Source organism: Kitasatospora cheerisanensis KCTC 2395, from assembly GCF_000696185.1.
Lineage (GTDB): Bacteria > Actinomycetota > Actinomycetes > Streptomycetales > Streptomycetaceae > Kitasatospora > Kitasatospora cheerisanensis.
The window spans coordinates 1-19,910 of sequence record NZ_KK853998.1; the positions used below are offsets into that span (position 1 = coordinate 1).

The following is a 19,910-nucleotide window of genomic DNA, read 5'->3' on the forward strand; positions in this document are numbered from 1 at the left end:
CGCCACGACGCCCCAGCACCACGACGTCACCGGCAAGGCCGGCACCACCCCCGACCAAACCGACCACCAGGCAGCCCGGCCCTGAACGGCCGGAGACAGGCCAGGACGGGCCACCTGTCACGCCCGACCCCGGCACAGGGATCCACAACCCTCCACCCAGCTCACAGGGCACCACAGCACCCCTGTCGCGCCCCCACACGACACCCCACCGCGACAGCCCGCCGACGTTGGGACCGGCCCCGCCGGCCGAGGAAACGAACAGCACAGCGCAGCGCCCCCGAACCGACGGACGCTCCACGCCCACCCCTCCCTCCCCTCCTTCGTCGGTCGGTCGGGGCTCCCAGAGGTAAGTCGGCACCGACCTGCGCAAACTTGCCGGGCCTGACCTGCACAAACGCGCCGGGCGCAGCGGGAGGGGGTGCCTCTAGTCGAAACCAGAGACGAAACCAGGTGCGAAACCAGAGACGAAACCAGATGCGAAACCCGATACGAAACCGGCCCTCGGCCCGCCGGCGGACGCGCCGGCGGGCGCGTGCTCGACGGCCCGGCCGTCGCCGTCGGCCGGCCGCAGGAGAAGAGGCCGAGCGCCGGTGAGCAGCCCGTCTCAAGACCGACCAGGTGCTCGACGGCCTGGTCGTCGTCGTGGTCCGGCCCCACCGGGCACCCGGGCGGCCCGGGCCGGGCGGGCGGCTGCGCAGCGGCCGGGGCGGCCTGCCGGCCGCTGGCGATCCGCCCGGCCGGGCGGTGGAGAACCCGGCTCGGCCGGCGCGCGCAGCAGGTGGTCGACTCCCGTTCCGCCTGGTGCTGCGCCTGTCCTGCTGCTCGGGGGCTTCGCCCGGCACCGGAGGTGGCCAGGGAGAAGTAGTCGGCGCCGATGGACAGTGGACAAGCGGGCGCTGACCTGGGCTGATGCCGGTCCGGGCGGCGGGGCTGGGGCAACCGCCAGTAGCAACCCCCAGTAGCAACCGCGAGTAGCAACCGCCAGTAGCAACCGCCAGTAGCAACCGCCAGTAGCAACCGCCAGTAGCAACCGCCAGTAGCAACCGCCAGTAGCAACCGCCAGTAGCAACCCCCAGTAGCAACCCCGGCCCGCGGGCCCACAAGACACAGGCGGCCCGGCCGGCCCGTGGCCGAACCCGCGCGCGTCGGCCTGGCCGTCGCCGCCAGCCGCAGGCGCCAACCACCAGCCCGCGCAGCACCGCCGATCCCGACCGGCCACCACCGCCCACCCACCACCACAGCAGGAAGAGGGGCCAGGGACAGGGATGTCGGAATTTCCGGGACCTTGGATGGGCCTCTGAGCTGCACGTATGCCAGCCTTCCGCCGGACCTGGGGGACTGGCGTCAGGACCTGCGTCAGGACCTGGGGCAGGACCCAGGCCAGGACCTACGTCGGGACCACTACCGCGGCTTCGACCGGGCCGGCGACGGCCGGGCCGTCGAGCACGCGGGCCCGGTGGCGGCCCGGCCGTCGCCGTCGGCCAGCCGCAGGCGCCGAAGAACAGCCCGCGCAGCGCCGCCGATCCCGACCGGCTCCACCGCCACCCACCACCAACAGCAGGCCGCACAGAGGGATGCCAGACCTTCGGGGCGTGCTCCTCCAACCCTTTGACCTGGGCGGACGAGGTGGCCGAGCGCCGAGAAGGGGGAGCGCCATCGGAACCACCGTCGGAACCGCCATCGGAACCACCATCGGAACCGGCGCAGCGGGCCGGAGCGGGGCCGGGAGAGCCGCTGTACGGCTTCGGCAGGGTCGGAGCGGGGCCGGGGGCGGGAAAGGGGCGCGGAGGGCCCTGCAGGGCGTCCTGGCGGACGCTGGCGGCCGGGGCGGGCAGGTGTCCTCTGACACGCGACCTTGACCGATTGCCAGGCGATCTTGACGGTCTGGTGCGGCTCTCGCCCGTGCCGGACAGCCGCCTGCGTCCTTCACCAGTGCCCGCCGTCCCATTCCGCTCTGGGGACCGGGCCCTCCGAGACGTCGCCGCAGCGCTCCGCCCACATCGGGGCGACGAACACGGGTCGGCTCAGTACGACGTCCCCGGCACGCTGGGCACGCAGGACCACCCCGAGCGTGTCCGAGCCCGGAGACGTGTCCTGGCTGTAGCGCAGTTCGTGTCCGCGGGCGGCCGTGTACGCGGCGAAGTCGCTTTCGAGTTCGGACGGCACCCGGCCGACCAGGGGCAGCCCGTCCAGGGTGACCTGCGGACCCCGCAACGCGTTGACGACCACACAGGCCAGGCGTTCGGCGTCGTAGTAGAGCGTGAGCACCGAGTCGTTCGACGAGCGCGGAAGGTAGAACTCGTCGCTCAGCACCTGGCCGTAGTGGCGCGTGCTGGCGCACGAGGGTTCCAGGAACCCGTCGAGTGTCTCCAGCACGTCCTCGTACGACATGCCGAACCGCAGCGGACCCACGCTTTTGAGCGGGTCGAACTCCCACCGGACCCGGTCGTCCTCCTCGACAACCTGCCAGGCACCGAACATCGCGCACTCCTTCCTCGGACGGTCGCTCGCGCCGATCGGCCCCTCGGACCTCCCGCCCGGCCCCCGTGCCCGGCGGCCCGGTGAAGCTCATCCCGAAGGTCGGCAAACCGGCACCACCGTACGTAGTAGCGGTGACAACCACCGCCCACCGATCAAGACCAGCTGGCAGGAACTTGCCGGTGGTCAAGATCGGATGGCAAACCGTCAAGGTCACCCGTCCGAGGACAAGAAGCCACGCCCCGCTCGCAGGCCTGTCCCAGACCGGGCACGCAGCACTCCCACCAGGGGAAATGGGGTGGGACAGTCCCAGGTTCGTCCCAGCAAAACGGACATAGTGGGGCAGCGTGGGACGGTGCTGGGACAGGTGTCCCAGCACCGTCCGGGCCCGGCATCGACGTTTGCGCGCCCGGTGGGCCGGGGGCGGGGTGGTCAGAGGGTGCCGGTCAGGTAGTAGCCGGTGCGGCGGGGCTTGCCGGCCGCGGTGGTCGCGGTGGCGTGGAAGTACGAGGCGGGGATGGTGTGGCGCACGCTGCTGGCCTCGCCGGTGGCCTCGACCGTCCGGGCGTCGACGTCGAGGGCGCGCACGATCACGGTCTCGGGGTAGGTGCTGGTCGCGCCGCCCCGGCAGGTCGTGTAGATCTGGCCGGGCGTGATCTCGGGACGGGACACGGTCTCTCCTCGGTGCTGGTCGGTGCCGGGCGGGGCAGGTGGCCGGCACCGGCCGCGCCGCGATGGACAGGCCCGGCGGGTGCCGCGTTTCCCCTGGACAATCGGGCGTTTCCCCTGGACAGAACCCGATCGTCGGTGGGGTCAGGTGCGGGTCGAATCCTGACGCAGGGCCAGGGCGATGCTGCGGGTGGCGGTGCGGGCGTCGGGGTGCCGGATGGGGCGGTCCTGGGTGTCGACCAGGTAGGTGAGCGGCTCGCCGAACCCGACGAAGGCGATCCAGCCGCCGAGGCTGTCGCGGGCGGCCTCGGTCCAGCCGACGAGCCGGTCGTCGCGGGCGACCAGGCACACGTCGTCCTGGTCGATCCAGCCGCGGATCTCCCAGCCGGGGCCGATCTCCGGCAGCAGGGTGGCGAAGGTGGTCGGACCGAGGCGGCGCTGGTCGACCGGCACCACGGCGAGCGGGTCCGGCCGCGCGGCGGGCCCGGGCAGCGCGGGTGATGCGTCGCGGGAGGCTTCGTTCCGTCCCGGTGATGCGTCGCGGGAGGCATTGGGTCCCGAACGCGATACATCGCGGGAGGCATCGTGCTGCCCCCCCTGATGCGTCGCGGGAGGCATCCAGAGGTCGGGGCGGGGCGGCCGCCGCAGCAGCCCGGTCGAGCGGGCGGGCCGCTTCGGCCGGCGCCCGCTCCGCCCCCTGGACGGGCGTCCGGACAGCCTGACTTGGTGCCTCCCGGGAGGCATCGAGTTCCCGCTCGAACGCGGCCTGCGCCTGCTGCACGGCGGTGCGCGCGCGGGCCAGCAGCTCCTCCGCCGCGCGCTCCAGACCGGACAGTGGCAGGCGCAGCAGCATCCGGCCGGTCTGCGCGCCGACGTCCGGGCCGACCCCCTGGTCCAGGGTCTGGGCGAGGCCGCGAGCTGCACGGTCGACGAGCGCGCCGAGGTCGGCGATCTGCTGCGCCGCCTCGCTGTCCAGTGGCTCGCGCGAGGCATCAAGGTTGGTGGCGGCGAGGGCGGCGGCCTGCTTGTCCCGGGTGCGGGCGCGGTACGCCTTGGAGGAGCAGGCCCGGCCGCAGTAGGCCGGACGCTGCCCGGGGCCGTCCCCCCTGATCGGCGTGCCGCACACCTTGCAGCGCGGCTGCTCCGCGGCGCTGCCCGTCTCCTCGATGACTCGCGCGTCAGTTCCCATGATCGGCATCGTAGGCGCGAGGTGGGACGGTGCCGCCCGGCGGGCGGCGGGCACCGGCTGCTGCACCGCGTCCGGCTGCTGCGCAATGTGCTGCACGGCGTGCGCATCGTGCTGCGCTTCGCGCTGCGCGTGCTGCACCGCCCGGGCCCGGCGCTGCACGGGGACGGCCAGAGCGCCGTCCTGGTCCGCCTGTCCGCTGTCGTCGTCGGCGGCGAGCAGCTCCTCCGCCGGCGCCCGCTCCCGCGAGCCCAGGCGCCGCCCCGGCATCAAGACGGCCCGACCGCGCGGCGCCGTGACGCCGAGGCGGCCCGGCCGAGGTCGGCGGCGACACCCGCCGCGCGGGCCGCCGCCTCACCGAGCGGGTAGTACGCGGCCGGGAAATCCGGCCGCACCGGCGCCAGCGCAGAGGCGAGCGCATCGAGGCCGGCCCCGACGTCGGCCTCCGGCCCGGCGGCGTCCAGGACACGCAGCGCCGCGGTGATCGAGGCCGCCAGGTTCGCGGCGTCGCGCCGGACCCGCTCGGCAGCAGAGCGGTCCACACGCCGCTGCTCCGCGAACACGTCACTCACGTCGCCGCCTCCCCGCTTGGGAGGGCGGCGGCGGTGTGAGCGACGGGCAGTTTCCGCCCGCCGATGTGAATGCAGGAAATCATGCCCTGCCAACGATAGCGAGCGACGCCGGAAACGGACTGCTCCGAAATCGACCGACCGGCGGCGTGAATCCCTCTGGTGGCACTCGAATCGTCCTTCGAATTCCTTCTGGCGTTTTTACGCCGAACAATCCTGCGGAACTACCGGCGCGGAGAATTCTTCGACCGACGACTGGGCCCGCCCGGCTACAGCGTCGGGTCTACGCAGTAGGCAACGACGCCGCCGAGGAACGGAACGTCGTCCCAGGCGCCGCGCAAACTCCTCGCACCTGGCGCGACTGCTGCAGCTGGAGACGGTCGAGGTGCCGATGGCGGTGGTGACCGCCGACCTGCTCGGTCCCGATGTACGAGCCAGCCCGATGCCGGCGGCGCGGGGATCAGGTTGTCCTGCCGGGCTCGGAGTCGGCGTCGGGAGCGGGCAGTTGTCCGGCGGCGCGCCGTTCCAGGGCCAGGCGCAGGAGTTCGAGGGCGTCGGCGGCGTTGGCGGACAGCAGCACCTGGTTGTCGGCCGCGTCGATGACCTGGCAGCCGTCGACCAGGGTGCTCCAGGTGCCGGCCGCGACGTCCCACTCCTCCACCCAGCCGGCGAGGCGGCCGTGCCGCTCGAGGCCCTGGACGCCGGGGAAGTCGGGCCAGGTGAGGTGGACCAGGCCGCCGCCGAGGGTGTACGAGCGGCCGGGGGCGCCGAGGCCTCGCTCGGTGGGCGGCGTCCAGCGGGTGGGGCGGCCGAGCGCGAGGTCGTAGGGCAGGTGCGGCACAGCGTCCCCGGCGGTGCCGGCGCCGGGGACGGCGTGGTCGGGACCGGCAGGACGGCGGGTCCGGGCCGGGGCGGGGGCCTGAGGCCGGCCGTTCGACGCCCGGTCGGCAGGTGCGGCGGGGCGGTCGGCCTCCTGCGCGTCGCGGTAGATCGCGTCGAGGGCGTCGCCGGCGTCGCGGTGCAGTCGGGGCCGGCCTCCCGCGAGCGGGACCTACAGGTCCTCGGATCGGGCTCACCGAGCCGTCCCTGTAGCCCGGCGAGCCCGATCCCCCTGCAGGTCGTACCGGGAATGAGCCGAACATGGACGAGGAGACGGCCACGGGGCCAGGTGTGGCATCGCGCACGCGAGGCCACCCGATCAGGCTGGCGCCGCCACTCGAACACCTGCAACCGGCTTTCGTCACCACCACCAAGACCGGCTCCCGTCAGGCCCGGGCCTTACACCCCCACGGCTCGTTAACCATCCCGGGTTACCTACTACGACAACCCCAACGGACAGGAGCCGCCCCCGTGACCAAGCCCCGCCTCACCCTCGAAGAACACCTCGAACTCGGGTCCGTCCTCACCGGCATCCGCAACGAGCTCCTCCACCGAGGCGTTGACCTCGCAAACGCCTACCCCCGCAGCGGCCCCGAAGGTGCCCCGTACCGCGCACTCAAGCAGGCCATGGACCGCATCGAAGCAGCCCGCAACACCCTCGACAACCTCGTCCACAGCGAATACCCCGAGGAAGCCCAGCCTGCGATCTACTACGCCGGCGAGCAGGCAGCCACAATCGCCATTCCGCACTCCCGCAAGAGTCGCTGACACGACAGTGCCCCGCCGTGCTGCTCACGGCGGGGCACCCGCACTCTACGGTGGTCGCTGGCCGGACGGACCTTGTTGCCCAAGGGTGAACTTCCCGATCGCGACGGCGGCCGCCGTCGACGACCTGGTGCGGCGTGCCTGGGCAACTGGTTGCCTGTCAGCGGTCGCTCTGCGAACTCAACCACACGCTCACCACGGCGATCCACGGGCGGGGCTTCTGGCGCCCCATGCGGAGGGAGTGACAGAACCTCTAAACAGCGACGAGGTTGGGGCGCCCGGTCGAACGGGGCGGCTGCTTCCGGTAGAGCGGGGCCGCGATGTCGGGGAGCCGACCCTCGCGAACATCGAGCGCCGCTTCGCGGAGCGCGGCCTCCATCTGGGACTGGGAGCTGTACTTGGCGATGAAGGGGTGCAGGCGGTAGTTGTGGCCGCGGCCGTCGCCGCTGCGGATGACGAGGTGCCGATCGACGAGGCACTTCATGCCTCGGCTAACGGCGGATTCGGCGAGGCCGAGTCGTTCGGCCATCTCGACCTGGCTGTGGCGGACTTCTCCGCCGGGCTGCTGCAGTTCGGACATGATGCCGAGTACGGCGATCGCGGAGGGCGTCAGCTTCAGGCGGGGGATCATGCCGAGCACGCCGGAGGGGGTGATCTCCATGGGGTCCTCCTCAGCTTTCGCGGGCGAAGTCGTCGGGCCCGATCGTATCGGGGAACTCGGAGGCGAGCTTCTCCGCCCGGACCAGGGCGAGGACGCCGTTCTGCTCGTCGCCGTTGCCGCGGAAGCACAGGCGGGGGTTGACGTCGTACTGGCCGCGCTTCTTGTGCCGGCGGATGTAGTTGAGTTCGCAGAGCCTGCCGATGGCGGAGTTGACGCTGCTGCGGGCGACGCCGAGTTCGTTCGCCATCTCGACCTGGGTCTGGTTGATCTGGCCTCGGTTCTGGGAGCCCATCATGTGGAGCAGGACGGCGACCTCGACGGGGCTGAGGCGGTGCGCGACGATGCACCTGGCCAGGACTTTGGCGAGGAACCAGTTGCTGGTCAGGGAATAGCCCATGGAGCCGGCCATGTCGTGGGCGGCGCGGCGGGGGCGGAATTTGACGGTGACTTCGTCGACGGCGGCGGCGGCGGGCTGCGTGGCGATGTCCATCGCGAGCTGTTCGCCGAAGCGGTCGAGCAGGCTGACGAGCTCGGGCTCGGCTGCGGATCGGACCGGCCGGGGCTTGGGTGTTGCGCCGGCGGGACCGGTCCGTCGTTCTGCTCGCACAGTGCCTCCTGGAACGGATTGTCGGCATGACACTAGCGGAACTTGCGGACGGCTCGAAGTTTTGATGCGGCGAGTCGCAACTCTTGTTCACGGGACCCGACACCGGACTCTGATTGGTGTGGGCGAGGCAGCCGGGTTGGCGGCTTCCTTGCGGATAGGCGCAAGTTTTGCCGCCGATCGTTCCTGGCATACAGCCAGAGCTTCCCGGCCGGCTCGAAGTTGGCGTCGACCGCAAGAAGACTTGCTGATAGTCGCAAGTTTCTGTAGCGAATCGCGGACACTTGAACCGCAAGTGTCCTGGATCCGGGACACTCCACCTCCGAGCGCGACAGCAGCATCACATGCCCACCCTGTGGAAAACTTTCAGCTGCCCGCAACTCTTCTGCCCTGCTGTCCCCGCCCACGGGGCACTTCGAGCACCCCAGTGTCCGGTAGGACCAGACACTGGCCTTTACAAACCAGCAGGTCAGACCCCATTTATCGCCTGTGGGCTCTTACTAAAGAGGCGAGGCTGCCCCCGACCCTGAGCACTGCGGGTGTCCCGCCAACCACTGAGGACCCGCAGGTTCATCCGCCAACGCCCATCGATCACAGCAACCACGCTGCTTCATGAACCTTGCGTCACAGCGGGATTGGCCGACAGCAACCACAGCCGGGCCACCCCCCACTGACCCGCACTTAGGTCGAACCTCGCCATCTGTCTACAGGTGGCGACCTGAGCACCACCCTGCTCTGGGTCGTGAGCTCAGCCCCTCCTGAACCGGTACACCCCATGGTCAGAACCACCGGGGCGGAGTGGAACGATCCGCAGTTCGGCTGCGCCAGCTCCGGCGGAGGGGTCGCCCCGTGGCCCCGTTGTTCCTACGGTCAGATCCACGGCCATCCCGCCTATCAACCGGTGGCAGCCAGCTGGTCTTCGGGATCGAGGAGCAGGTCGGCCCCTGCTCGACCACAGCCTGCACTGCTTCCTCCGAGAGTTCTAGACCGAGGGAACGGCGTGTGTCTGGCCGAATCGGGCGGCCACAACTCCGACTGGCTGCTGAACACCGTGGTGCGCAGGACCTACGGGGGCCGGCCGAGCACACCGGCCGGGTCACCGCCATCACCCGCTACGGCAGGCCCGTTGCCGCGGTCGTCCCGGCCGCCCTGCTCCACCTGCTCGCCCCCGCGCACCTGGGCCCCAGGCCCATGGAGGCCACCGACCTTGAGCGGATCGCCGAACGAGCCCGGTCCGCGAGCCGCCGCCCCACCAGCGACCAGATCGACGAAGCCCTCCAGGACGTCCGCGCGGAAAGCCAGGCCGAGGCCTTGCCCACCTACCTCACCCGGCTGGAGAGCCGGCTCGATGCACTTCTGCAGGAGCTCCGCGCCGTGGCGCAGCCCGACGCCGGGGCGGCGGATGTCGTCTGGGCGTTCCGGTCAGTTCGCGCGGTTCTGGCAGAATCCGGTGCCGCGGCCCCGGAACAACTGGCCGGCCTGCCCGAGGATCTGACGATGGCCGATCTGCTGGAGGCCTGGGCGGAGAAACAGCAGGGCGGGTCGCGGTGATCGTGATCGACGCCAGCGCCACGGTCGAGTTGCTGACTGGCACCGGGCCCGTCGCCGAACGGGTGCGGGCGCGGCTGGTCGGCGAGGACGATCCGGGCCATGGCGTGCGGCGGCAGACCCCCGCTCGCGCGGGGAGGACGGGCTTCATCTGGGCCACCCAGGTCGCCGTGTAGGCAGACCCCCGCTCGCGCGGGGAGGACTCCGCACAGATCCGCGACGCGATCGCCGCCTGCGGCAGACCCCCGCTCGCGCGGGGAGGACTCAGGGCGGATGCCGGCATCCTGGGCCCAGGCCGGCAGACCCCCGCTCGCGCGGGGAGGACAACGGTCAGGTCGTCGGGGGCAGGCATGCGTCCGGCAGACCCCCGCTCGCGCGGGGAGGACCCAGTCAGGTCAATGCCACCGTGCGGGCGCAGCGGCAGACCCCCGCTCGCGCGGGGAGGACATCGAGTGGGCGAGCATCCTCACCGGTCGAAGCGGCAGACCCCCGCTCGCGCGGGGAGGACCCTTTCTGAACTGCGCTTTCTCTAGGGCTTTGCGATTTCTTGACTTTCTGGTGCAGTTGGCCGTGCCTGGGCGATGAGCAGCAGTCCGTCGAAGTCGACGGGCTGGCGTCGTTGGGTTCCTGCTGTCCGCAGTGCGAAGCCCTGTTCGTTGGCGGCGGGGTGGACGAGGACGGCTACTCCGTCTGCGATGCAGTTGCTGACGGATGCCCAGAGTTCTTCGCGGACTTTGGCGGAGATGGTTCCGACGTACAGCTGGGGTGTGACTTCCAGCAGCCATCGTGTCAGGGCCCCTCGTAGGTGGTCCGGGACGGCGGTCATCGACAGGACGGTCAGGGACGCCACAGCGGCTCCTTGCCTGCGGGCTGTGGACGGTTCACGGGCCTTCCCCGGCGGAGTAGTTGACGCCGCCGGGGACTACTCCGACGACCGGGTCCCAGAGGTCGACGAGCTGCTCGTCAGGGTCCGGGGCGGCGATGTCGGCGCCGGGTGCGAGCAGGCGTTGGACGTCGGTGACGATCCTTGGCAGGAGTTTGAAGAGGCGGAGCCCTTCTCTGAACCCGCGTCGGGCTTCGGCTTCCGGTTCGGTGGAGGAGTGGAGGGAGAAGGCCAGCGGGATGGTCAGTTCGGCTTTGTAGAGGTCGGCGATGTCGTAGACGAAGGCCTGCTGGTTGCCGTTGTGGACGAAGCCGAGGGCGGGTGAGCAGCCGAGGGCGAGGATCGCGGCGTGGACGATGCCGTAGAGGCAGGTGTTGGCGGCGGACAGGGCCAGGTTGACGGGGTCCTGGGTGTCCCAGGAGTCGGGGTCGTAGTTGCGGCGGAAGCGTCCGATGCGGTGTTGCTGGGCGAGCAGGCGGTAGTGGGCTTTGATGCGTTGGCCTTCCATGCCGCGGAGCTTGTCGAGGTTGATGTCGGTGGGCATCTCGGTGTTGCCGAAGCGCTGGCGGTACATGGCGATGGCGATGGCCATCCGCTGCCGGTCGTCGGTCCAGGCGCGGGCTTGGCGTTCGAGCCAGGTGGTGCTGAGGGATTCGGGGAGGGTGGCGGCGTAGCAGCGGACGCCGCCGGAGCCGGCGATGACGACGGTGGTGCCGTGGCGGGCGAGGGTGGCCAGGGCGCGGGCGGTGATGGAGGTGCCGGGTCCGAGCAGGGCGCAGCTGAGGGCGGCGGTGGGGAGGTAGAGGGTTTCGGTGCCGCGCTGGGCGGTGGTGATCTCGGCGCAGACGCCGGTGTCGTCCTGGACGATCCGCACGATGTCCAGGTAGAGGAAGGACAGGGAGTCGGCGATGCGGGGCAGCATCGCCACGGTGGGTGCGGCGAGTTTGCGCCGGGCGCCGGCCGGGCTGCCGGAGCGTGGGCGCGGGGGCGTCACCGCGTTTCCCGGTGGGGGGCGATGCTGAGCATGCCGCAGCCGTAGGCCTTGCCGCGGCCGATGCCTTCGCGGATGCGGGTGCGTAGGAGGTTGGGGTCGGTGATGTGGGCGGTTCCTTCGAAGAGGGTGCGGGCGTGCTGGACGCGCTGCTTGTCGTGGCGGTTGCCAGTGGCGGCGTCCAGGGGGGTCGAGTGCAGGGTGGCGAGGGCGAGGCCGGCGGCTTCGGCCTGGCGGGTCCACCATTCGTCGGCGTGAGGGCCGGTCAGGGGGACGACTTCCGGGAGGTTGTAGAGGGCGCGGGTGGTGGCGCCGGGCTTGCGGACGGCGTTGGCGGCGATGCGGTAGCGCACGGGCAGGCCTTTGCGCAGGGCGTCGAGGAGCGGGGTGAGGGGTTTGGCGGCCGTGGTGCCGTAGCCGGCGGGGAGTTGGGTGAGGTCGGGTTCGCGGTTGCTCTGCAGCAGGATCCGGTCGCCGTCGTGGCTGGTCTCGGTGCGGAAGAGGATGCCGAGGTGGCGGCGGGGTTCGGTGCTGGGGATGTCGTCGGGGAACAGCGACATGATCCTGTGGTGGAGTTTGACGGCGTCGTCGCCGTCGCGGTGGACGTCGCGGTGGCGCTGGTCGGGGATGATGCGGGTCAGCCACAGGGTCATGCCGGCGTGCCTTCGGGACGGGTCGGGTGGGGGGCGAGGTAGGCGGCGAGGGCCTTGAGGTAGTCGGCGCCCAGGCCGTGGCAGCGGTCGGCGGGCAGGTGCAGGGTGCGCTGGTAGCGGGCGCGGCTCTGGTAGGCGCGGCGGTGGGGGTGGAAGTTGAGCGGCTGGTCGTTGACCTGGCCGGCCGGCTCGCTGCCGCTGTCGGTGTCCGCTGCGGCGGGGGCGAGGTGGGTGAGGGGCCGGTCGCTGTGGAAGACCACCGGCACCGTGCCGGCCGCTCCCCTGCGGGTGCGGGCCAGCGGCAGGTCCAGCAGGTGGCGGTGGACGTCGTCGAACTCGCCCAGCAGCAGTGGTCCTTCGGGTGGGCAGGAGCGCCGGCCGAGGTAGGGCGGCCAGAACGGCTCGCGCAGCGCCGCGGCGCACGTCTGGAGGAGGTCTGCGGGGCCGGTGAGCGCCACGGTGAACACGGCGTCGGCGAGGTAGTGGCGGTGGGAGAGCAGTGTCGCCGCGGCGGCGGGGCGCTTCTTGCCCTCGGCGGTGGTGACGGTGTGCCGGGCGGGCAGTCCTCCGCCGACGGTGTGCAGGTCGCGCAGCAGCACCCCCGGCCGGTCGGCGCGCACCGTCAGCGACAGCCGGGCCAGGTCGCCGATGTCCTCGCCGCGCCGGCGGCCGAGCGCGCCGGCGAGCAGGCCGATCACTCCGGAGCGGGTGGGGAAGGGCGCGGTGTCGCGTTCGTTGAACTTGCTGCGCTCGCCCCAGGACTGCAGCGGGCCCGCCAGCCTCAGCAGCAGGCCCGCCTCACTGCTCACCGGTCCGCCTGCGGGTAGGCGGCGGCGATGGCGGCGGCGATCAGGGCGGGGAAGGATGCGGCACGCTCGCCCAGTTCCTTCGGGTTCTTCGGGTCGACTCCGGCCCAGCCGGCCGCCACCACGCCGCGGTTGCCCAGCAGCGCGTTCGCGGCCGCCGCGTACTCGGCCAGGGCGTTGCGGGAGGGTTCGGAGTAGCCGCCCTGCTGGCCGGCGCGGACCGGCTTCTCGAACGCGGCGGCGAAGGACAGCGGCCGGTCCGAGCGCACCGCGATGTGCACGAGGTCGGGGATGGTGTGCGGCGCGGTCGCGGTCTTCTTCGCCTGCGGCAGCGACAGGACGAAGGCCTCCAGGAAGCCGGCCGCCAGCTCGCGCGCGGCGGCCAGGTCGCCGCCGAGGTTGTCCGCGAGCTCCTTCAGGTCGATCGTCGCGAAACGGTAGAAGACGCCGGCGGAGAACTCGGCGTGCCCCATGTGCGCACTGCCCGTGCTGTCGTTCCAGACGTCGGTCACGTCGTCGACGGCCGAGAAGTAATCCAACTCGATGTCGGTGCCGTGGGTGGTCAGCGCGTGCGCGACCTGCACCGCCCCGTCCACGCCCGCGTCGTCGACCTCCGCCAGCATCCGACCGAACAGGTTGATCACCCCGTTGCGCGACCGCAGCACCCCGTCCACCCGATCCTTGGGCAGCACGCTCTTGTCGCTCGGCTTCTTGATGTCCTTCGCCGCCTCCAGCGCGGCCCGGAACTCCCCGGCCAGATCCGCGAGTTCCGCCACCGCGCCGTGCGGGACGTACACCATGGCGTTCGTCGTCACCGCCGCGCTGTCATCGTCGACCTCGAACTTGATGCTGCTGCCCGCCGCCACGTGCTGCCCCGCCCGCGCCGCCAGCGCATCCGGCCAGCCCCGCTCCTCCTCCAGCAGCCGCGCCACCCGCTCTCCGATCCGCCGCGTGCGCAGCGCCGCGTCCCCCATCTTCTCCTGGAAGTAGGTGCGGGCCGCGCGCTTCCACGACTGGCTGCTGACCCGGGTCCGCTCGGTCCCGCCGTAGGCGACCGTCTTCACCGAGTTGTTGTCGTCGCGGTTCAGGTTCGCGAACGGCACGCTCTGCACCACGTGCACGTCCACGAACCGCGCGCCCGTGTTCGACTTCGCCACCATGCTCTTCTCCTCAAAATTCCTGTCATGAACCCGAACTGAATGGGCGCCACCCGGCGGGCGACGCCCGGCCCCGCACCTGCTACATGTCGCCGCCGGCGCCTTCCGCGTCGTCCGCCTCCCGCGCCGCCCGCACACCCGACCGGTGCCGCTCGCGGTAGAAGTCCTGCAGCCAGCGCCGCTTCACCTCGCCCCCGTACTGGCGCCAGCCGGCCAGATCCCCCAGCAACTGCGCCCAGTCCACCGGCGCGCCGGCCTCCCGCAACTGCCGCACCGCGCCCGGCAGATGCCGGTGCAGGCCGTCCACGCTCTGCCGCGACAGCAGGTTCAGCCGCGTTTCCGCCGAACTCTCCCGCAGCCCCCGGACGCGACCGCCTGCGCGAACGACCGCCCCAAGCTCTGCCGCGACAGCCATCGCGCTTCCGGCGCCCCGTCGTCCGGCCCCGCCACGGCGGCACCCTGCGGCGCGTCCCCGGCGTCCCCGACCGCCCCGCCAGCCCCGCCAGCCCCGGACGGCTCGGCCTCCACGACCCCGCCCGCTGCGCCCGCCGGCACCGTGTACTGGCTGCGCCGCTGCGCGGCGATCATCGCCGCCACCGTGTAGTACGCCCGCTGCACCTCGTCGCCGGCACCGGCCGGAAGCCACCGCGCCACGAACCGGTGCATCGACGGCACCCGATCCAGGCCCTTGCCCGCCCCGCGCCGCAGCGCCGACCGCACCCCCGGATCCGCCGCACACCGCTGCTCCACCCACGCCGTGAACGCCGCCTCCGGCCTCCTCGGCCGGCGGCCGCCCCGCTGCGCGGGAACGCCGCCCGCCGGCGTCCCCGGCGGTTCCTGCTCGACCACCGTCACCGCTTCGCTCACCTCGCCACCTCCTTGCTCGCACTCCGGCGGGCAGAGCCGCCCGCCGCCGGCGCCGGGACGCTCTTGCGCCGGCCGCCGTACAACTCGATCCGCGCCGCCTCACAGGCCCGCGCGCCCCGCACCGACACCACCGCCCGCGCGGTCACCGCCTCGAACGCCTCCTCCGCCAGCCGCCGGAACACCGCGCCCGCGCCGTCGAAGTCCCGCCTCCCGAACCGGTCCCAGAACTCCGCCTCCGCAGCCGGCCAGTACCGCGCACCCGCGTCCACCGCCCACGCGCAGTCCTTCAACTTCGGGGCGTCGGTGAACTGCTGCCACGCCCTCTTCACCGCCAACTCCAGCCGCCGCCCGTACATCTCTCCGACCGCCCGCAACTTGCTCACCAGCACGGCGGACTCCGGCGACCGACGCTCCGACAGCCCCAGCACGGGCGGCGTCGACGCGTCGACGAACTGGACGTCCTTCGCCTGGCCGTCCTGCTCGAACCCCAGCGCCCGCACCCGCAGCCACTCCGAGACCTCCGGCGCCGTCCGGAACACCTCCGGACGCCGCGGACGACTCTCCCCCGGCAGCTCACTCAGCAGCAGCGCGTCCACATCCCGCCACAACGCCCTACCCGAATCCGCCGGCCGCGGATAGGAGTTCCCCTCCTTGGAGAGCTGCCAGATCAGATACGGATCACCCTCCCGCGCGACCTTCTCCCGCCACGCCCACGTGATGAACGCATCCCGCACCCGCCGCCCGTCCCCGTCCGGCACCAGCAGCAGCGCATGCTGCGAACGCCCCGTCAACGACGAACACGGCCCCTGCACCCGCGCCGGCACCCCCAGCGGGTCGTTCAACTCCGCCTGCTCCCACGGGCACAGGTCCTCCTCCCGCCGCACCTGCCCGCCCGGCTGCACCAGATTCGCCAGCAGCGTCTCGAACAGGCTCTCCCCCTGCGGGTGGTACGACAGGGTGCTGCGCAGCGGCCCGGCCTTCGCGTCCGCGGCCTTCACCCCGCCGACCGTCCGGCTCGAGCACCGGCCCGACGGCCCGAAGTAGTGCCACACCAGCAGGTGCAGAACCGCCTCGGCCGTCCCCGGAAGCACCGGCGCGCCCGCCGCCACGTGCTCGAACCAGGCATGGTTGTTGCCCGACGGCCTGGTCGTCACCAGCTTGTCCACCCCCGCCGTGTTCGACGCGTCGCACTGCTGCGCCAGCCGCGGGTCCTGCAGGAACGGCCGCACCGGGTCGAACACGTCGAACCGGTGCCAATACCGGTCGAGATAGGCGCCGACGGCCTCCGCATCGAACCGCCCGCCGTCCTGGACCCGCTCGCGCCGCGCCCCCCACAGTCCCGGCCCGCGCTCGTCCAGGCCCGTCACCCGCGCCGTGATCGCCACCAGCACCCGGTACAGCCCGGCCAGAGCCGGCGGCAGGCCGACGGCGATCTCCTCGATCTCGTGCGCGTCCACCAGCAGCCGCCGCAGACCCACCGCGCCGGGACGCTCCCCGCCCTCCGCGAGCGGCGGCAGGCCCGCACACCACCGCACCGGGATCCACGGCTCGTCGACCAGGTTGAACACCGCCGGCGCATCGGACACCGTCACAGCCCTTCCCCTTCTCTGCTTTCCGCCGACCACCGGCTCCCGCCGCGATGCCGAGCGGTCCTTGGGCACTTCTGGTCCTGCGGCGCCGTCCCGGGACGCCACCTCAGCAGCAGCCGGCGGCGGCTCCTCGGCCGCAGGCGCAGCTGCCACACCAGCCGGCAACTCGTCCGGGACGACCGGGACCGCCAACCGCTGAGGCTCGTCGACCCTCCAACCCCGCGTCACCCCGACATCGGACAACTGCAGTTCCTGACCGCCGACCCGACCGACCCACCGGCCCTCCCGGTCCTCGCGCAGCACCACCACCCGCAGGCCCTTGAGCATCGCCGTCCTCGCCCAAGGCCCCGCGAGCCCATCGCCCTCCGACTCCCCTACCACCCAACCGGCCGGCAGCGGCACCGAATGCCGCAGCACCTCGACCGCATCCGCCCGCCCGACGCCCCGGCCCCGCGACCAGCCCGGCACCCGCACCCGCCCCTCGCGATCCAAACTCACCCCACCCCCCGACCGCGCATACACGAACACCACCCGCGCCGTCTCCGCCCCCAACCGCGTCGCCAGCAACTCCTCCGACACCCCCTCAGGAGCATCCGTCAGCACCGACCAGTCACCGTCCACATCCCCCGGCGCCGGAATCCGCACCAGATCCGCGAGCTGCGCCTCCGCCAACTCCCCCGCCTCGCGCCGCACGTCCCACCGCTCGAACTCCCGCCGCGCCGACTCCTCCAACCGCCGCCCGAAGTCGTCCTCGTACACCGCATCGACCAACCCCTGCACGTCCCCCGGCACCGCCACCGCCCGTCCGCCCAAACCCGCCAGCAGCGTGCTCGTCCGCACCAGCAACGACGCGTCGTACACCGACCCCCACGACCCAGGCACCCGCACCCCGCCGTGATCCCCCACCGGCTCCAGCACCACCAGCCGCAGCCGCCCGCCCACCCACCCCGGCCGCTCACCGCGCTTGTGCCGCCACCCCCGCCCCGCCCGCTGCAGCAACTGCGCCAACGGCGCCAAATCCGACACCACCAGATCGAAGTCCAGATCCAGCGACTGCTCCACCACCTGCGTCGCCACCAACACCGAACCCGCCCTCACCCCCCCACCGCTCCCCTTCCCGAACGCCTCCTCGCACTCCCCCGAGATCCGCTCCCGCTCGAACGCCGGAAACCGCGAATGCAGCAGCCGCAACCCCCCCGCACTCCCCGCCAACCCCGAAAACGCCTCCCGCAGGAACAAGAACGTCCGCTGCGCCTCCTCCACGGTCGTGCAGCACACCAGCACGCACCCGCCGCCGTCCACCACCGGCGCCACCAGCTCCACCAACGCCGCCCGCCGCGACCCCGCCGCCGGCACACCGTCCTCGTGCACGTCCCACCGCACCGGCCGCCGCTCCACCACCAGCTCCCGCGCCCGGTCACTCTCCACCGCCCGCGGCTTGCTCACCCACCCCGTGGCCGCGTCCACGAACAACCAACCCGGATAGCACGGCTCGACCACCGCCCGGTCCTCGAACCCCGCCCCGCGCCGGTACGCCTCCACCAGCGACGACGCCGAACGCCCCGTCAACGTCGCCGACAGCAGCACCACCGGCGCCCGCAACGCCCCCAGCCACTCCAGCAGCCGCACCAGCAGGCTGTGCATCCACGGCCCGTACGCATGCGCCTCGTCGACGACCACCACCTTGCTCGCCAACCCGAACAGCCGCAGAAACCCGTACCGCACCGGCAACACCCCGGTCAGCGCCTGATCGACCGTCCCCACCGCCAACGGCGCCAACAGCCCCCGCCGGCCCGCCCACAACCACTGCGCGGCCTCCGTCGATGTGCCCTCCTGCGAGGAGATTCCCCGGCTCTCCCGAACCTCCTCGCCCTCCCCCGCCCCCTGCGCCGGCTTGAACAGCGGACTGAGCCGCGCCATCCCGTGCACCGGCATCAACCCGAGCGCACCTTCAAGGTTGTCGTCGGCGAACTTCCGCACCCGCCCGAACATCGCATCCGCCGTCGCCATCGTCGGCAACGCGAAGTACAGCCCCCCGGACCCCGAAACCCGCGCCAACTCCGACGCCGCGAACAACGCCGCCTCACTCTTGCCGTCACCCGTCGGCGCCGTCACCAGCACCAGACCCGGCCCCGACACCAGCGCCGGCAACTCCTTCGCCAGGCTGCGCTGCAGAGGATTCGCCGTCTCGAAGTCGAACATCTCCTCGATCGCCCGAGCGGGGAACACCGCCCGCCCCAGACCGGCCTCCGCCACCCAGCCCGTCGCACCGGAAACCGCCACGTCGTAGTGCGCCCGCAACGCCCCCTCGTCCGCCACCCACCCCTCGACCGGAATCCGACCCTCGATCACCCCGACCTGGCTCACCAACCAGTCCGCCACCACCACCAGACCCAGCACCACCACCGCCGCCCACCCCGACAGCCCGCCCCTCGGCACCGCACTGCCGCCGACGATCCCCCGCACCGCCTCCGCGTGCGCCGCCCGCTGCTCCGCCCAGCGCTCTGCCGTCCCCAGCCCGGGCAGGTACGCCGACGGGTGGTCCAGCTCCTTGCGCAGCAGCGCCCGCTCGAAGCAGCCGTGATGACCACCGAGCAGCTGCGCCGCCTGGTGCGCCGTCCACGACCGCATCCGGCGTCCCTCGGCCGGGTAGCCCCACACCTTCAGCAGGTCCACCAGGCCCCAGTGCGTCGCCGCCTCGTGCCGCACGTACTCCGGGCTCGAGGGCTCCGCGTAGCGGGGGTCGGACGCGAGCTTCGCGAACTCCGCGTCAACCAGCGCCTGGAACGAGGGGGTGATCTTCCCGATGTCGTGCAACCCGGCCCACACCATCACCGACCGGCGCGCCTCGGCCTCGTCGGCCCCCAACTCCTCGGCAAGGCGAGCCCGCGTGCCGCTGCCGAGAACCTGGTCCCACAGCGCGCCCGCGACCGCTGCGGTGTCCAACAGGTGGCAGATCAGCGGATACGCCCTGTCGAGACCGTTCTCTTTCCCCCACAGCACAGTGTCGATGCCGCAGAACGGGCCGGCCCCAGAAGTGTTGCTCATGCAGATGGGTTATCAGAGGCCACTGACAATCTGTGAGCCGATCGGGCGATCCGATCAAAAAGCGTCAGAAAGCGCCACCTTCGGACGCTTGAGGCTTTCGACTCCCGATCGATTTTAGATAAAGCATTCGATCGAAAAGTAGATCGATTTTTTCGACGCCTAAACTGCCCCTGCTCCCGTTCCACGAAAACCCGCTGCGGGCCCCGCAGAGGACACCTGGGAAAACCTTGGTGGAAAATCTCGGAACAACAAGGGAGTCGCCAATGGGTAGCCTGCGGCGCATCGTCAGAGTGGCTGGGAAGATCTCGGAGACCGTCAAGACGGCACTGATGATCGCCTACTACCTGCTGGAGATGATCGAGAAGCTGTAAGCCAACTCAACCATCCCCAGCGGGAAGCCACCTCGACGGGAAGGAAGGGTCGCCTCACCTGCTGCACGCAATAGCGCGACCCTTCCTTCTTTAAAGCCAGGATCACGTCGAAGACGCAAGCAAAGCCGGACCCGGCAGCCATCCGACTATCCCCAATCATATTTCCCGTAGCGCCTTCAATGCACC

General features: G+C 71.8%; 17 protein-coding genes and 1 CRISPR repeat array. Of the genes, 2 read left to right on the plus strand and 15 right to left on the minus strand.

All coding sequences use genetic code 11. From position 1 onward, the window contains the following. Nucleotides 1-1,926: 1,926 nt before the first annotated feature. The 5 genes from KCH_RS45705 to KCH_RS35980 form a co-directional block, all read right to left on the minus strand. Nucleotides 1,927-2,481, minus strand: a complete 555-nt coding sequence (locus KCH_RS45705; RefSeq protein WP_244305750.1) for a hypothetical protein — start codon at nt 2,479-2,481, stop codon at nt 1,927-1,929. Between the two features lie 429 nt (nt 2,482-2,910). Continuing rightward, a complete protein-coding gene (locus KCH_RS35965) occupies nt 2,911-3,150 on the minus strand; it encodes a hypothetical protein (RefSeq protein WP_244305751.1) in 240 nt (79 codons plus the stop codon). Between the two features lie 141 nt (nt 3,151-3,291). Further along, complete coding sequence (locus KCH_RS35970) at nt 3,292-3,600, minus strand: hypothetical protein (protein WP_157032483.1); 309 nt, start codon at nt 3,598-3,600, stop codon at nt 3,292-3,294. Between the two features lie 1,002 nt (nt 3,601-4,602). Beyond that, a complete protein-coding gene (locus tag KCH_RS35975; RefSeq protein WP_157032484.1) occupies nt 4,603-4,896 on the minus strand; it encodes a hypothetical protein in 294 nt (97 codons plus the stop codon). Between the two features lie 466 nt (nt 4,897-5,362). Next, nucleotides 5,363-5,743, minus strand: a complete 381-nt coding sequence (locus KCH_RS35980) for a hypothetical protein (RefSeq protein ID WP_035875820.1) — start codon at nt 5,741-5,743, stop codon at nt 5,363-5,365. Nucleotides 5,744-6,252: 509 nt separating this feature from the next. Here KCH_RS35980 and KCH_RS35985 point away from each other — a divergent pair. Then, nucleotides 6,253-6,549, plus strand: a complete 297-nt coding sequence (locus KCH_RS35985; protein ID WP_035875823.1) for a hypothetical protein — start codon at nt 6,253-6,255, stop codon at nt 6,547-6,549. 250 nt (nt 6,550-6,799) lie between these two features. On the opposite strand, the gene KCH_RS35990 is transcribed toward KCH_RS35985, so the two are convergent. Together KCH_RS35990 and KCH_RS35995 are read right to left on the minus strand one after the other, a co-directional pair. Further along, on the minus strand, nt 6,800-7,207 hold the full coding sequence (locus tag KCH_RS35990; protein ID WP_051654104.1) for a hypothetical protein: 408 nt from the start codon (nt 7,205-7,207) through the stop codon (nt 6,800-6,802). Nucleotides 7,208-7,217: 10 nt separating this feature from the next. Next, nucleotides 7,218-7,814, minus strand: a complete 597-nt coding sequence (locus KCH_RS35995) for a helix-turn-helix domain-containing protein (RefSeq protein ID WP_035875824.1) — start codon at nt 7,812-7,814, stop codon at nt 7,218-7,220. Nucleotides 7,815-9,002: 1,188 nt separating this feature from the next. Here KCH_RS35995 and KCH_RS36000 point away from each other — a divergent pair. After that, nucleotides 9,003-9,362, plus strand: coding sequence for a hypothetical protein (locus KCH_RS36000; RefSeq protein WP_157032485.1), 360 nt, complete (start codon nt 9,003-9,005; stop codon nt 9,360-9,362). A gap of 110 nt (nt 9,363-9,472) precedes the next feature. Continuing rightward, nucleotides 9,473-9,867: direct repeats of the CRISPR family, unit length 29 nt; unit sequence CGGCAGACCCCCGCTCGCGCGGGGAGGAC. Between the two features lie 21 nt (nt 9,868-9,888). Here the strand turns inward: KCH_RS36000 and cas2e are convergent. From cas2e to casA, 8 genes are all read right to left on the minus strand, one after another. Then, nucleotides 9,889-10,209 (minus strand): type I-E CRISPR-associated endoribonuclease Cas2e, encoded by a 321-nt coding sequence (cas2e, locus tag KCH_RS40620; RefSeq protein WP_084224320.1) that lies wholly within the window; start codon nt 10,207-10,209, stop codon nt 9,889-9,891. Nucleotides 10,210-10,240: 31 nt separating this feature from the next. Continuing rightward, nucleotides 10,241-11,164, minus strand: a complete 924-nt coding sequence (cas1e, locus tag KCH_RS36005) for a type I-E CRISPR-associated endonuclease Cas1e (RefSeq protein ID WP_051654121.1) — start codon at nt 11,162-11,164, stop codon at nt 10,241-10,243. Nucleotides 11,165-11,232: 68 nt separating this feature from the next. Next, nucleotides 11,233-11,886 carry a type I-E CRISPR-associated protein Cas6/Cse3/CasE gene (cas6e, locus tag KCH_RS36010; RefSeq protein WP_035875845.1) on the minus strand — a complete coding sequence of 218 codons (654 nt, stop codon included), beginning with the start codon at nt 11,884-11,886 and terminating at the stop codon, nt 11,233-11,235. After that, nucleotides 11,883-12,695 carry a type I-E CRISPR-associated protein Cas5/CasD gene (gene cas5e / locus KCH_RS36015; protein WP_035875848.1) on the minus strand — a complete coding sequence of 271 codons (813 nt, stop codon included), beginning with the start codon at nt 12,693-12,695 and terminating at the stop codon, nt 11,883-11,885. The genes cas6e and cas5e overlap by 4 nt, the downstream gene beginning before the upstream one ends. Continuing rightward, a complete protein-coding gene (cas7e, locus tag KCH_RS36020) occupies nt 12,692-13,852 on the minus strand; it encodes a type I-E CRISPR-associated protein Cas7/Cse4/CasC (RefSeq protein WP_035875851.1) in 1,161 nt (386 codons plus the stop codon). Before cas7e ends, cas5e begins: the two co-directional genes overlap by 4 nt. Before the next feature lie 79 nt (nt 13,853-13,931). Beyond that, nucleotides 13,932-14,264: a type I-E CRISPR-associated protein Cse2/CasB gene (casB, locus tag KCH_RS46350; RefSeq protein ID WP_279635958.1), complete on the minus strand. Its 333-nt coding sequence runs from the start codon at nt 14,262-14,264 to the stop codon at nt 13,932-13,934. Continuing rightward, a complete protein-coding gene (locus KCH_RS46355; protein ID WP_051654106.1) occupies nt 14,177-14,716 on the minus strand; it encodes a type I-E CRISPR-associated protein Cse2/CasB in 540 nt (179 codons plus the stop codon). Before KCH_RS46355 ends, casB begins: the two co-directional genes overlap by 88 nt. Continuing rightward, nucleotides 14,713-19,353 carry a type I-E CRISPR-associated protein Cse1/CasA gene (gene casA, locus KCH_RS45710; protein ID WP_244305752.1) on the minus strand — a complete coding sequence of 1,547 codons (4,641 nt, stop codon included), beginning with the start codon at nt 19,351-19,353 and terminating at the stop codon, nt 14,713-14,715. Before casA ends, KCH_RS46355 begins: the two co-directional genes overlap by 4 nt. Between the last annotated feature and the right edge of the window lie 557 nt (nt 19,354-19,910).

Bases quoted from the DNA above. Each gene is read 5' to 3' on its own strand.
- KCH_RS45705 (WP_244305750.1), bottom strand. From the start codon at position 2,481: ATGTTCGGTGCCTGGCAGGTTGTCGAGGAGGACGACCGGGTCCGGTGG.
- KCH_RS35990 (WP_051654104.1), bottom strand. From the start codon at position 7,207: ATGGAGATCACCCCCTCCGGCGTGCTCGGCATGATCCCCCGCCTGAAG.
- KCH_RS36000 (WP_157032485.1), top strand. From the start codon at position 9,003: ATGGAGGCCACCGACCTTGAGCGGATCGCCGAACGAGCCCGGTCCGCG.
- cas1e (WP_051654121.1), bottom strand. From the start codon at position 11,164: ATGCTGCCCCGCATCGCCGACTCCCTGTCCTTCCTCTACCTGGACATC.
- cas6e (WP_035875845.1), bottom strand. From the start codon at position 11,886: ATGACCCTGTGGCTGACCCGCATCATCCCCGACCAGCGCCACCGCGAC.
- cas7e (WP_035875851.1), bottom strand. From the start codon at position 13,852: ATGGTGGCGAAGTCGAACACGGGCGCGCGGTTCGTGGACGTGCACGTG.
- casB (WP_279635958.1), bottom strand. From the start codon at position 14,264: ATGGCTGTCGCGGCAGAGCTTGGGGCGGTCGTTCGCGCAGGCGGTCGC.
- casA (WP_244305752.1), bottom strand. From the start codon at position 19,353: ATGAGCAACACTTCTGGGGCCGGCCCGTTCTGCGGCATCGACACTGTG.